This is a genomic window from Microcoleus pseudofavosus SVA1_A4 (genome assembly GCF_036700565.1).
Classification (GTDB): Bacteria; Cyanobacteriota; Cyanobacteriia; order Cyanobacteriales; family Microcoleaceae; genus Microcoleus.
In genome coordinates this window covers 19,656-32,255 of sequence record NZ_JAUBPE010000055.1, presented here as the reverse complement: position 1 = coordinate 32,255, position 12,600 = coordinate 19,656, and the positions used below count along the sequence as shown (strand labels likewise).

At 46.9% G+C, this 12,600-nt stretch carries 12 protein-coding genes; 3 read left to right on the top strand and 9 right to left on the bottom strand.

The genetic code is table 11. The features are described 5' to 3' along the window. Positions 1 to 109 precede the first annotated feature (109 nt). From QUA02_RS21860 to QUA02_RS21840, 5 genes are all read right to left on the bottom strand, one after another. Entirely contained in the window at positions 110 to 259 is a 150-nt protein-coding gene (locus QUA02_RS21860; protein WP_333030598.1) for a hypothetical protein, read from the bottom strand. A 68-nt stretch (positions 260 to 327) separates the two neighbouring features. Continuing rightward, positions 328 to 507, bottom strand: coding sequence for a tetratricopeptide repeat protein (locus QUA02_RS21855; RefSeq protein WP_333030597.1), 180 nt, complete (start codon positions 505 to 507; stop codon positions 328 to 330). Positions 508 to 519: 12 nt separating this feature from the next. After that, complete coding sequence (locus QUA02_RS21850) at positions 520 to 1,080, bottom strand: Uma2 family endonuclease (protein WP_333030596.1); 561 nt, start codon at positions 1,078 to 1,080, stop codon at positions 520 to 522. A gap of 210 nt (positions 1,081 to 1,290) precedes the next feature. Further along, a complete protein-coding gene (locus QUA02_RS21845; RefSeq protein WP_333030595.1) occupies positions 1,291 to 3,558 on the bottom strand; it encodes a Calx-beta domain-containing protein in 2,268 nt (755 codons plus the stop codon). A gap of 791 nt (positions 3,559 to 4,349) precedes the next feature. Then, positions 4,350 to 6,431 carry a tetratricopeptide repeat protein gene (locus tag QUA02_RS21840; RefSeq protein WP_333030593.1) on the bottom strand — a complete coding sequence of 694 codons (2,082 nt, stop codon included), beginning with the start codon at positions 6,429 to 6,431 and terminating at the stop codon, positions 4,350 to 4,352. A gap of 31 nt (positions 6,432 to 6,462) precedes the next feature. Between QUA02_RS21840 and QUA02_RS21835 the strand changes: the two genes are divergently transcribed. Beyond that, positions 6,463 to 6,612 carry a hypothetical protein gene (locus tag QUA02_RS21835; protein WP_333030590.1) on the top strand — a complete coding sequence of 50 codons (150 nt, stop codon included), beginning with the start codon at positions 6,463 to 6,465 and terminating at the stop codon, positions 6,610 to 6,612. Between the two features lie 123 nt (positions 6,613 to 6,735). Here QUA02_RS21835 and QUA02_RS21830 read toward each other — a convergent pair whose 3' ends face one another. Further along, on the bottom strand, positions 6,736 to 7,608 hold the full coding sequence (locus QUA02_RS21830) for a 6-carboxytetrahydropterin synthase (protein ID WP_333030588.1): 873 nt from the start codon (positions 7,606 to 7,608) through the stop codon (positions 6,736 to 6,738). A gap of 102 nt (positions 7,609 to 7,710) precedes the next feature. On the opposite strand from QUA02_RS21830, the gene QUA02_RS21825 reads away from it, so the two are divergent. Both QUA02_RS21825 and QUA02_RS21820 read left to right on the top strand, forming a co-directional pair. Beyond that, on the top strand, positions 7,711 to 7,863 hold the full coding sequence (locus QUA02_RS21825; RefSeq protein ID WP_333030585.1) for a hypothetical protein: 153 nt from the start codon (positions 7,711 to 7,713) through the stop codon (positions 7,861 to 7,863). A gap of 197 nt (positions 7,864 to 8,060) precedes the next feature. Then, a complete protein-coding gene (locus QUA02_RS21820) occupies positions 8,061 to 9,560 on the top strand; it encodes a cyclic nucleotide-binding domain-containing protein (protein WP_333030583.1) in 1,500 nt (499 codons plus the stop codon). 362 nt (positions 9,561 to 9,922) lie between these two features. Here QUA02_RS21820 and QUA02_RS21815 read toward each other — a convergent pair whose 3' ends face one another. The 3 genes from QUA02_RS21815 to QUA02_RS21805 form a co-directional block, all read right to left on the bottom strand. Beyond that, positions 9,923 to 10,603 (bottom strand): J domain-containing protein, encoded by a 681-nt coding sequence (locus tag QUA02_RS21815; protein WP_333030582.1) that lies wholly within the window; start codon positions 10,601 to 10,603, stop codon positions 9,923 to 9,925. Between the two features lie 461 nt (positions 10,604 to 11,064). Further along, entirely contained in the window at positions 11,065 to 12,027 is a 963-nt protein-coding gene (cysK, locus tag QUA02_RS21810; protein WP_333030581.1) for a cysteine synthase A, read from the bottom strand. 76 nt (positions 12,028 to 12,103) lie between these two features. Beyond that, the gene (locus QUA02_RS21805) at positions 12,104 to 12,544 is read right to left on the bottom strand and encodes an RrF2 family transcriptional regulator (RefSeq protein WP_333030579.1); all 441 of its coding nucleotides are present in this window, start codon (positions 12,542 to 12,544) and stop codon (positions 12,104 to 12,106) included. Positions 12,545 to 12,600 lie beyond the last annotated feature (56 nt).

The following is a 12,600-nucleotide window of genomic DNA, read 5'->3' as shown; positions in this document are numbered from 1 at the left end:
CAAGAGTGAAGTTATATCTATAACCAAAGCGTCTTTTCTATGATAAACAAATTATTTGGCATAATGCCTAGATGATGAGACTTTAAACTTGACTGAGCCTCCTCATTGCTCATTTTTTTGGCGAATAGCTGTAACAACTCAAGCAGCAGGGCGTTCCTACCCACAATTTAGTCTCGCCAGAGTCACCTGTGCCGATCGCGATCGCACTCACCAGATTTTCCCCTAAGCCACTATAGCGTTTCTCAAATAAGTGAGGCACGCCCCGATCGCATTCCAATACCCAGGCGTACCTGATTTTACTGAAAAGTGCTATGTAATAATCAGTCCTTACATCGAATCTGCTGACTTAGGTTGCTCCACCTTGCTATCAGAGGCATTTGTAATATCAGATTCCCCGGAGTCAATTTTGTCTGTATCCTGTATTAATTCTGATACAACTGCGCCGCGATCGCGCCAAGCTTCCGCATTCTCAGGCTGGATGGCAATAGCTCGATCGTAAGCTGCCATTACTTATTCATACTAACCCAATATAAAATCAACGCTCACTTCTAAATCGGGAAAAGCCAGCGGCGCAACTTGTTGACCGCGCCAAAACTTGAGCATTAAACTATAACCGTTAGCGCCTGGCTGACGGTAGACTTCCAAACAATTTTCAACTAAATCTACCAGCCAAACTTCTTGAATGAGCGATCGAGCATAGATAGGGACTTTAATATGTCTGTCATAATCAACTGTACTATCTGAAACTTCTATCAACAGCAAAACTTGAGACGGCATTGGATGCGCTGTGTCGTAGTAGTCAGCGCGATGTTGCAGCAATACAAAGTCAGGTTGAGGTTCAGTGCGCTCCGTCAACTGAATAGGGTCTTGCACACCAATAATAGCTTGCTCATCGGGAATAATGTTAAACTGCCGCAGCAGGCGCTTTACACAACTTGCGTGACGAGTACCAATTGCTGCCATTTGGATAATTTCTCCTTCTATCAATTCCACTCGATCGTCTTCACCCAAAATGCCAGCTTTATTCATCAGGTGGTATTCTTGCACTGTAAATAGCCGTCTTTGCATCTGAACAGACATAACTATTCTCCTTTTTCAGCATAGAGTCTCAGCTTACCACTTTATTTTGAGAAATAGCATTAGTTCCAAACAACAAAAAACCACCCCAAACGAGGTGGCATATAAACAAAATTTGTAGATGACGATCGCGAGAACAAGAGGAGTAAACTACTAACAAAGCAGATTTTGGCGATCGTCCCTGGGAAGGCAATCCCCACCCTACTAACAGCCTTAGATGAGAGCGATACTTGTTGCCGCTGTACTGCCGAAGCTGTAGCCAGCAGTGGGGTTAGCAAGACCTAAGCGCACAGTCCCATTATTGGTACTAAATTGGTTGTCTTGAACCGTAAAGGTTTGGCTGAGTTGGCCGTTGGCGAAGGACAAGGTGCCGCCAGTGGGGCCGCCCGGGCTCAGCAGGTAGTCGGTACCAAATACAGGTGCAGGGCCGCTGCCTGGAGTACCCGCCAGAATAATATAGTCAACCGATGCTGCACCTAAGCCGCTTGAGCGGGTAACTGTAACCGTTGTGCCGCCCCCCTGAGTGGCGATCGTGCCGTAATCAGACGCACTATACTGGAAGACATTGCCAGACGCACCGCCGCTACCGTCAATAATGTCTAGCCTTGCTGTTGACGGAGTGCCGACGGGGCCGTTGTTGAGAAATAGGTTAACAGTCTCAGTCATTTCAGGCACAGTATCAGGATTGACAAAGATGCTGAACGTCTTGGAAGTTTCCCCAGGGCCAAAGTTGAGTACACCAGCACCAGAGGAATAATCAACCGCACTCCCAGTTGATAGGGCAGTGCCGTCAAGAGTACCGTAGCTAATGCTTGCGGGAGCCGTATTGGGGCCGACACGATTGACCGTCACCGTAGCAAAGCCAGATGATTCCTGAGTGCTGAAAGTAGCCGCACTAAAAACAAACTGGGTTGCTGTTGATGTTGCTGGAGTCGGAGTTGGAGTTGGACTCGGTGTCGGAGTCGGAGCCGGTGTCGGAGTCGGCGCAACATCATTAATCGTCAAGATTGCCGGATTGCTGCCCACAGTACCGCCACTGAGAACTAAGTTGACAGTTTCTGGGCCTTCAGTAATCGCATCAGTCAAAGCAGGGACTGTGAAACTTGCGCTATTTTGCCCAGCCGCAAAGTTCAGGGAACCCGCCGCCACCGTGTAATCAGGCGCAGTCCCGCTAGAAGTAGCCGAACCGTCAACAGTAGCGTAGTTAATCGTTGCTGCACCAGTGCCGCCCGTGCGAGTCACTGTAATCGTAGCCTGACCGCCTTCGTTGACAGTGTAATTCCCTTGATCGAACTGGAAAACACTCGCAGGAGTCGGCGTCGGAGTTGGAGTAGGAGTCGGCGTCGGGCCAGTTCCACCATCAAAAATCGTCAGCGTTGCCGGATTTATATTACCTACATTGCCATTGCTCAGGAATACATTCACCGTCTCTGCCCCTTCGCTAATAGCATCAGCCACAGTCGGGACAGTGAAAGTCGCGCTAGTTTGTCCAGCCGCAAAATTCAGCGTACCAGCGGTAGGGCTATAGTCCGCAGGAGAAGAAGCGGAACCGTCAACTGTACCGAAATTAATGGTTCCGGGAGCCGAAGTATTGCCCGTGCGAATTACTGTCACCGTACCGGCGCTGCCTTCGGGAGTAGAGTAATTATTTGTGCTAAAGCTGAAGACACTTGCAGGAGTCGTTCCCGGCGTCGGTGTGGGCGCTGGGGTTGGAGTCGGCGTCGGTGTCGGTGTCGGGAATCCAGCCGATTGGAACCAGGCCGGATTCGCGCTCAGTTGGGCTGCGCTCAAACCTTGGATGTTGACTAAATACTCGCCTGTGCCGGTATCGCGAACTAGGGTGTTGCCGATCGCCACGCCGTTAGAGCCTGTACCGTCGATGAACTGCAAGTCGCTGAATTGCAGGCCGCCAAATAACTCGATGACATCGTTGCCGGCGACTCGAAAGTCGGTAATCACGTCGGCATCGGGGACTCCGGGGCCGCCGGTGGTGGCTGTGGGTTTGCCGTCGCCGACTCGCCCGATCGCAAAAATGTCATTTCCACCGCCGCCGCTCATTGTATCAGAACCGAGGTCGCCGTAGAGTACGTCGTCGCCGAGGTCGCCCAGCATCAAGTCGTTGTTTTTGCCGCCGAACATCGTGTCGTTGTCTTTGCCGCCGAACATCGAGTCGTTCCCGTCGTTGCCGAAAACGCTGTCATTGCCGATGTCGCCTCTAACTAAGTCGTTGCCTTTGCCTCCGTATACTTGGTCGTCGTCTTTGCCACCGTATACTTGATCGTCGCCTTCGTTGCCGTTGACAATATCGTTGCCGGGGCCGCCGTATATGAGGTCGTTTCCTGACCCTGCAGTGATCGCATCATTGCCATCTAGTCCGCTGATGGTATCGTCGCCTAGCAAGCTGCCTAGGCCAATTATGCGACCGTCTGATAGATTGCCCGGTATGAGATCCGCGCCGAGAGTTCCTGCTATGTTTGCCATTTTTTTTAACTCCACAGGTTAATTGTTTTTGCTTTTGGTAGAAGCACCTGTAGAGATTCTTCAGGTAATATTGCGGTGTTTAAATTAACAGATGACTCGGAGAAAAACCGGCTATTTATGTCAGTATTTACTAGAGTTTCCCCCCACCAAGTAATCGCCCAGTGCAATTTTATGCTGTCGGGCTATTTTTGCAACTGTATTTCCGCTTCGATGTCCTGTTAATAGTGAAGAATAAGAATGCTGTAGCAATGTTCCCGAAATTTTAAATGTTTTATTATCAGAATTAATACCTATTAAACTTAGGAAATGCTGGCGATAGAGCGAGTGCTATTACTGCCCAGAGTCAAGCTATATGTTTCTATTAAATCAACCAGTTTCAGGACGTTATTTGAAAATATATGTAGAGATTTAATGCAGCAAAAATTTGTGTTCGCACGAAGCCGTACACAGTTTGCGCCAAAAAATCGAGTGCGAACAAAGCGGTGCACCTGATATCACGTACGGTCATTCGATTTTAGATTTTAGATTTTAGATTTTGGATTGACCCCACGGATCGATTCGGGGGCTTGAGGATTTGAGATGCAGGATTTTGGATTGATTCCACGGATAAATCCGGGCTTGTACCATCAAGAAATTCTTGGTCAATTACCCGCAAGAAAAATGTTTGTCTTGAGGACTTTACTTTTCATAAAATTATGATGACTAAAGTCCTCAAGACGAACTAATTTTAATGAATAATCACAACTAAAATAAAATTATAGTGCGCGCGGATAGGTGCACCTTGCGCCTAACTAAGTGTCCGAAGATTCATCGGATTTGGGCTGGTTCTGAATCTCTTTTTCGCCGGCAGCAAATCCTTCTGTATCTTGCTTTAATTCCGATACAACTGCGCCTCGATCGCGCCAAGCTTCGGCATTTTCTGGTTTGATGGCAATAGCTCTATCGTAAGCTGCCATTGCTTCCTCATAGCGCTTTAATTCTGACAAAGCTGTGCCGAAGTGGTGCCAAGCATCGTAGGAGTCTGGCTTAATAGCAATCGCTTTCTCATAAGCTGCGATCGCTTCTTCATTGCGCTGCAATTTTGCCAAAGATTCGCCTTTACCAAACCAAGCTTCGTAACACTCGGAATTCAAGGTAATTGCTGATTCGTAAGATGCAATTGCTGACGAGTGCTGCGACAGTTTGTCGAAAGCTGCGCCTCGGTTGTGCCACAATTCAAAATCCTGCGGTTTAATGGCAATTGCTTTGTCGTAGGATGCGATCGACTCTTGATAGCGCTGCATTTTTCCGAGCACAACGGCTCTATTGTACCAAACTTCGTATTTGTCGGCCCGGAGGCCCAGAGCTCGATCGTAAGAATCAATAGCATCGCTGTAACGAAGCAGTTTCCACAGCATATTGCCTCGATTGTACCAAGTTTCGTATTTCTTGGGATTGAGAGCAAGAGCGCGATCGTAAGAATCGACTGCTTGTGCATACTGCTGTATTTTGCCCAGCATCGCGCCTCGGTTGTGCCAAATTTCGCTGTCGGTTGCTTTGATAGCGAGGGCGCGATCGTAACTGGCGATCGCTTCTTCGTAATGCTGCAATTTACCCAACAAAGCCGCTATGTTATGCCAACAACCGTATTTTTGGGACTCGCTCGAACTTGCTCGCTCGTAACAGGCGATCGCCTCTTCGTACCTGTGCAATTTTCCCAGCAAAATCGCTTTACTATACCACGCTTCGTGGTGATCCGGTTTAATTGATATTGCTTGGTCGTAACAGGCGAGAGCTTCTTCGTGGCGCTGCAATTTTATTAACACATTTCCGCGCCAATACCAAGCCTCATCCAAATTATTATTCGTTAAAATAGCTTTTTCCAAGCAGACTACTGCCTCATCATAATTGCCTTGAAAATAAAGCCCTTCGCCTTGCTTGATATAATCGTCCGCAATGAAATTTTCCCCGTCGCTAGCAGGTGCCGTTTGCGAGTTTTGGGAATTGTTTAACTGCGGTTGAGGTGCGAGTTTGACAGCTTCTTTGGCAACAACTGCGGGAACTTGGGAGATTTCTTGAACAATTTGAGATTTTTTCTCGTAAACTTCTGTCAGCAAAACTTGCAGGTGCATCAGAAATTGAGATTTGAGAGTTTCAATTTGCTCGACGGAAGATTTGGAAATTTCAGTTTCTCTAGTTAAAAATTCTATCGATTGTTTAGCTGCACTGATTTGCGCTTCTAATTCATCCCTCAACTTTTGAGTCAGTTGGCTAGAATTGAGCAGCTCTGATTCCAATACACCAATGCCCTGCAATCTTTGATTGGCATCAGCAACCAACTGTTTGACTACCAGCCGCCGCATCAGCCAAAAAAAGGCAATTGTCACCGGTGGAAATACAGTACCGAGAATTAGCAAAATATTGAGCAGAGCTATGGTATTATTAAAACCGTATCCAGATTCAGCACTGTTAGTAGGCGGGGAGATAAAAGCGAAAGCGTCGCGAACTTGGGGATTGCTTTCAACCCCGGTTTCTATTAATTTAGCCAGCCATGTTTCTTGTAAAGATTTTGTTAGTTCATCGCCGGATGCAGCAGGAGTATTCGCCTTGGTTTTTGCAGCAGGAGATAACTCCGGTTGAGCGGCCGCTACCAGCAAACCTGTCGGCGATTTTACCGCAATTCGCGGGGAAAATTGTTCGTGGGCGATCGTCTCCGGCGCGCTAATTGAATCAGCCGGACGGGATACGGTATTATTTATGGCATCAACAAAGTTGCTAGCGGTAGGTGTCGCAGGAGAGAGGGGAGGTGGAGCAGGAGTGGCGCTAGTATTAGCAGTTAAATTCTGGGATGCGAGGGCGGCCAGAGTCAAGAGAGTTACATTTGAGACCCGCATAAACGTCAACTCACCTAGGAGAAATTAGTGCTTGCTTGTCAGCGATCGGGCGATCGACCTCATAGCCTCAGCAGTTAGAATAACGGAGATGAGGAATGCTGGCGATGCTATCTCCAAAATACGCGCGGAGTCTGACTTGTCAGGAAAAGTGCCAATAATTCTGGCTGCGGAACTTTTGTGAAAGAATATATTCTCGCGCCTAATCGGGTTGAATAACCCTCGGAATCATCGGGGCGGGTTTATCAATCTGCACAATTAGCCCCATATCCGGGTGAACCCGCCCCAACCGACCCGATTTTTAGCTCTAAACCCTAGCTAAAATTGCTTCCGGCTGCTGATGTTCCGCCGCCACTTCCTTTAAATCAGCGCCGTAAATTTCGCAGCTATTGTTCGGACTTTCAACCAGCTTAATCTTGTGCAACTCTGCGCCCAATTCCCGAACGGGCGATCGCAACAATTGCCCGATCCGAACCGCAATATTTTCCGCAGTCGGCACAACATTTTCAAAATAGGCAATATCCTTATTTAAAAAAGTGTGATCGAAGGGTTCAACCACATAATCGTCAACGGCTTTTTGCAAAGCTCCCAAATCAGCAATCATGCCAGTCCGCGCATCAATTTCCCCTTTAACAGTCACCTCTAAATGATAGTTGTGGCCGTGACCGTTAGGACGAGCACATTTGCCGTAAATTTCCGAGTTTTCTTCAAAACTCAAATCTGGACGAGCCAACCGATGGGCGGCGCTAAAATGAGTAGACAGAGTTAGATAAGCTTCCATTCCGTTTCCTAAATATTCAGCCCAAAGTTCGGGGTGTTCAAACAATTGAATTTTGCTCACAGGCAAATGAGGAGCTAGCCGCAACCAAATTTGCCGTGCTATGTTTTCGGTAGTTGGCAGAGTCTGCTCAAATTCCGGCCACGCTTCGTTAAGGTAGGAAAAATCGAGATGGTTGGTAATTTCCCGCTTGATGACGTGCTTGACATCAGACAGGTTGAGCACCATGCCGTACTCGTCGAGTTCTCCTATCATGGAAACGTAAAGAACGTAATTGTGTCCGTGTCCCGGTGCGCGCGCAGTTGGGCCAAACCGCTCAAAGTTCTCGGCTTCGCTCAACTCCGGCAGCCAGTACCGGTGACTCGCCGAAAACTGTGCGCGACGATTGATGATGCACTGCATAAAAGTCAAGTAGGGTAAGCTTGTTAAGTTCTGTAAAGGACTTACTTCTTAAGGATAAACTAATTTTTGCTGGAATTTTTCGATAATTTGAGGGTGCTGTTAATGAATTTCTACCAATTTTCCAGATATTGGCAACACATCGCCGATCGAGCCGCAGGGCCTATTTTGCGCCACAACACAGATATCCGGCAGAAAATACCGCTACAAAACAGTTTCTCGCCATCAGTTACTAACCCATCATTTACGAGAATTTGAGAAAGTGCGTGAAGTGGAGCTATCCCGAACGCGCGTGCGTTCCCCAATGGTAGGGAATCGACCTTTTTTGCAACACAGGACACTCCACAGTTCGAGTTTTTCGCCTAAGCTCTGCAATAGTTAGCAGTTTGCGGTTCAGTTGCGCTCAAAACTCATCACCCATTATCCATCACCAATTACCTATTTAGCAAATATTAATGAATTGGATTACTACACGAGCCGAACATCTTTGGGAAAATTTGTCTGGTGCGATGACAACCCCGCTATTTTATGTCGGGGACACTCATCTGTCGATCGGCGCGATCGTCAAACTGATAATCTTAGCTATATTTGCCTTGATTATAGCTAAGATTATCAGTGAAGGAATCAAGCGCAGCCTGCTAGTTCGGATGGGATTGGATCGCGGCAGTCGAGAAGCAATTTCCACCATCATTAGCTATATCTTAGCAACTCTTGGCTGCATATTAGTTATGCAAGGTGCCGGAATCAACCTCACTTCTCTCGCCGTCTTAGCTGGCGTGGTCGGCATTGGTTTCGGCTTCGGTTTGCAAAATCTCGCCAGCAACTTTATTAGCGGTCTCACCCTGCTATTCGAGCACCAAATTAGGGTCGGAGACTTTATTGAGATTGACCATTTATTAGGAACAGTAGAAACTATTTCCATCCGATCCACAATTATTAAAACAATTGACGGACTGTTTGTAATTATACCAAATATTAAGTTTGTCGAAACTAACATTATTAACTGGAGTTACAGAGACCCCAGGTGCCGCCTCCACATCCCCATCGGCGTTGCTTACGGTTCTGACCCAGTAATAGTTACGGAAGCGCTGTTAATTGCGGCGCGGATGGAATCGAATGTCTTGTCCCATCCTTCTCCTAAAGTTTGGTTTCGCGGTTTTGGAGATAACGCTTTAAATTTTGAACTTTTAGTTTGGATTGACCAGCCGCAGGAAAGCGATGCTATTAAAAGCGCGGTAAATTTTTTAATAGATTACGAATTGCGCCACCGCAATATTGAAATTCCCTTTCCCCAGCGAGATTTGTGGCTGCGAAACCCGCAAGAGATAACTAAACTTTTTCACGATCGCAAAGACGACAATTCCAACGGCCAAGTTTTTCCTCAAAATGCCAAGCATTCAGCCGAACTAAAATCTAATTCCACGGTTCCCGATCGTAAACAGCCCGGGGCTAAATCGCCTAATAATTGGACGCTGCGAGATTTGTTGCGGCGAGTAACTTATTTTGAACAGTGTACGGATTTAGAACTGCGACAGTTAATTGAATACGGCTACCGACAACTGTTTCCAGCGGGGCAGGTTGTATGTAAAGAAAATGACCCTGGCGATTCTTTTTATATTATTCTTTCGGGTACTGTAGAAGTTCTTTCTCAAAAAGCAGATCAGTATATTGCTACGCTTCACGAGGGCGAGTTTTTTGGGGAAATATCTTTGCTGTTGGGAACTCCGAGAACAGCGACTGTTAAAACTAGCGAAGATGCAATTTTGTTTGTGGTGGAACGCCACGACTTGCAAAAACTTTTAATAGAACAGCCGAATTTAGCAGATCAGATTGCTCAAAAATTGTCGGAACGCCAGCAAGCTTTGAGAGATTTGGGATTGTTAGATGACGACTCTCTGGAACAAACTCCTTTTATTAAAATTCGCAAGCGAATTCAAGTTCTTTTTGGAATTTGAAAAAAGGAAGTTCGGCAACGGATTCTGTAACGGATGTAACGGATGTAACAGATGTAACGGATGTCAGGAAGAAGGAAGAAGGAAGAGCAAAAAATCGGCTTTTTTATTTAATTCTTAATTCTACGTGCTTCCCGACGCGGTGGCGGTAAGGTGCACACTGTGCACCCTACAGATAGTGTCTGTGCGTTCAGGAATGTAACAAATAATATCAATTCCGTTAGCATCGGAATGATATAAACGGAGGACACGGCAGTGCCGTTTCCCTACCGCGATCAATTGTAGGGACTTAGGCACTCGCGGTGTCCTCTATATCATTCCGGTGCAGCCGGAATTGATATAACAAACAACAAACAATTTATTCGCTAACTTTTAATTTTTAATTCATCCTGTGCTTCCCGCCGCAGTCTAGCGGCAATTCTAAACAGTTCTTGACCGGTGTGCAAGTGGCGATCGTCATAATTGAGCGTAAATAAATGCAATTCTTCTATCCCGTCTCCGACTTGATTGATGCAGTAGTAGAGATGGGCCGCAACTCCGGCTACATTAGATGGATTGGGCATTGATGTAAGAAATTTATGAGCTTTTTTGAGAAACTCGCGGCTGGTTTCGATATAAAGTTGAAACTTTTCTATCAGTTCGTCATCAAACGGATCGGCGGACAATTCGTCTATTTCCTTTTTAAGCGGCTTCAAGATGCTGTTGAGCATTCTATTGACTGGTTTGTATACTTTAATCAGCCACTGTTCCATTTGTTCGTCGGCGTCCCGTGCTGTTTGTTTTTGCTGGCGGGTGACGTTTGGTGCGCACGGTGATTGCTGTTGGCTTGGCTGGGAAAATTGGAGATCGTAAGATTGTCTGTGCTGGGCGTCTCCTAATATTTCATAGGCTGCATTGAGGCGGACAATCTCTTCGTGACCCGCTGTGTCGCTGCGGCTGTCTGGATGAAATAATTTGACTAAACGGCGGTATGCTTGTTTAATCTCGGCTTGTGTTGCTGTTGGGCTAATTTTTAGGGTTTTGTAGTGATTGGTAACGGAAGACACGCTGTTATTTCCTTGAAATCTGGATGATATGCGAAAAAGTGCTTGACAAAAATATCATTGTTTGCTAATATATTAAGTATTTATTTGATATAAATGTCAAAAATTGTAGGTAAAAAACCTCAGTTTTTAAATTAGCATAAATCTATTTTATAAAAACATTGATTTTTTGCAAGTTTGTACTGAGGATTTGAGTCGATCGGGATTCATATCAAATCCGCTCTTCATCGGAATGATATAAACGGAGGACACGGCACTGCCGTGTCCCTACAATTAATGGGGGCAGGGAAACGGCAGTGCCGTGTCCTCGGTATCATTCCGATGCAACCGGAAACGAGATCGAGTCCTGATTGCAAACAACTGCGATCGCCGACAATTAACCGGACTTGATACCGTCTAAAAGTAGAGCAGGGCGTTTATTGTACGCCCTGCTGTTAGTTTCTGCGATTCTAGGCGCAGTTCGTCTAGTTGAGGGCAACCGCCAGATTGAGTTCGGGATCTTGGAACAAAGGAGTGCTGAGATAGCGTTCGCCGAAGCTAGGCTGAATCATCACGATCAATTTTCCGGCATTTTCGGGACGCTTGCCGACTTGAATCGCCGCATACAGTGCCGCACCGCTGGAAATACCGGACAAAAGTCCTTCTTCTCTGGCCAAGCGGCGGCCGTAGGCGATCGCCTCGTCATCGGTAACAGCTATCACCTCGTCGATCGAATTCACATTCAGCACAGGCGGCACAAAACCAGCACCAATACCTTGAATTTTGTGAGGCCCGGGCTTTCCGCCCGACAGTACATGACTGTTGGCCGGCTCAACGGCGATCGCCTTAAACTCAGGTTTCCGCGACTTAATCACCTCTGCAACACCCGTAATCGTACCGCCAGTGCCAACCCCAGAAATCAGGAAATCCACCTCGCCGTCTGTATCTTCCCAAATTTCCTCAGCCGTCGTCAAACGGTGAACCTGCGGGTTAGCTGGATTGCGGAACTGCTGCAACATATACGCATTCGGCGTTTTGTCCGCAATCTCTTGAGCGCGGCGGATGCAGCCGCTCATGCCATCAATTCCTGGCGTCAGTTCCAGTTGCGCCCCGTAAGCGCGCAACATCGATCGGCGTTCCGTGCTCATCGTATCCGGCATTGTCAAAATCAACTGGTAGCCCTTAGCCGCCGCCACCATTGCCAAAGCAATTCCCGTATTGCCAGAAGTCGGTTCCACTAAAACCGTTTTTCCTGGAGTAATCAGCCCTTCGGCCTCGGCTTGATTGACCATACTGACACCGATGCGGTCTTTCACCGATGCAGCCGGATTCATGCCTTCGAGTTTTACCACAATCCGAGCCAAGCAGCCTTCGGCTTGGGGAATGCGGTTGAGTTGCACCAGGGGCGTCCGCCCCACCAATTCTGTAATGTCGCCAGCAATACGCATAATCTTTGTCAGTTTGTTGTTCAGGGTAAATCCTTAATTTCTAATAATTACAGATTTTCTTGTCTAATATCCTTCACTAAATGTAATACATGACATTGAGCTGCCGCCTGCCATTGCGTTTTTCGCACAGATCCTGCAAAGTGTATTTTTGCAAAACAGAATTGGCAGTCGATCGCGCTTCTTGCCAAATTTCCCAAATCACAGCACTTTCTACAGTTTGAGCCGGGGAGTCTTTTTCAGAGCGATCGAACTCAGAGCCTTCGAGGCAGTTGACAATTTCGAGGAGTGTAATTTTCCAGGGTTCTCTGGCCAAGATATAACCTCCCTTAGCTCCTCGCTGGCTGCGGATCAGCCCGCAGCGTCTCATTGTAGCCAGCAACTGTTCTAAATATCGATCGGGAATATTTTGCTGAGCCGCTATCTGGCGAATTTGCAGAGGCTCGCCTTCATCGTAGCAATCGGCCAGCTCTAGCAAAGCCAAGATTGCGTATTCGCTTTTACAGGAGAGTTCTACCATAATTGCTTCAAATACCAGAATTCTCAACTCCAAAGTCAGATGTCAAAATTTTCCTC

Excerpts from the sequence above, each read along its gene's own strand:
- QUA02_RS21855 (WP_333030597.1), bottom strand. The coding sequence starts at position 507 with ATGGCAGCTTACGATCGAGCTATTGCCATCCAGCCTGAGAATGCGGAA.
- QUA02_RS21850 (WP_333030596.1), bottom strand. The coding sequence starts at position 1,080 with ATGTCTGTTCAGATGCAAAGACGGCTATTTACAGTGCAAGAATACCAC.
- QUA02_RS21845 (WP_333030595.1), bottom strand. The coding sequence starts at position 3,558 with ATGGCAAACATAGCAGGAACTCTCGGCGCGGATCTCATACCGGGCAAT.
- QUA02_RS21840 (WP_333030593.1), bottom strand. The coding sequence starts at position 6,431 with ATGCGGGTCTCAAATGTAACTCTCTTGACTCTGGCCGCCCTCGCATCC.
- QUA02_RS21830 (WP_333030588.1), bottom strand. The coding sequence starts at position 7,608 with ATGCAGTGCATCATCAATCGTCGCGCACAGTTTTCGGCGAGTCACCGG.
- QUA02_RS21825 (WP_333030585.1), top strand. The coding sequence starts at position 7,711 with ATGAATTTCTACCAATTTTCCAGATATTGGCAACACATCGCCGATCGA.
- QUA02_RS21820 (WP_333030583.1), top strand. The coding sequence starts at position 8,061 with ATGAATTGGATTACTACACGAGCCGAACATCTTTGGGAAAATTTGTCT.
- cysK (WP_333030581.1), bottom strand. The coding sequence starts at position 12,027 with ATGCGTATTGCTGGCGACATTACAGAATTGGTGGGGCGGACGCCCCTG.
- QUA02_RS21805 (WP_333030579.1), bottom strand. The coding sequence starts at position 12,544 with ATGGTAGAACTCTCCTGTAAAAGCGAATACGCAATCTTGGCTTTGCTA.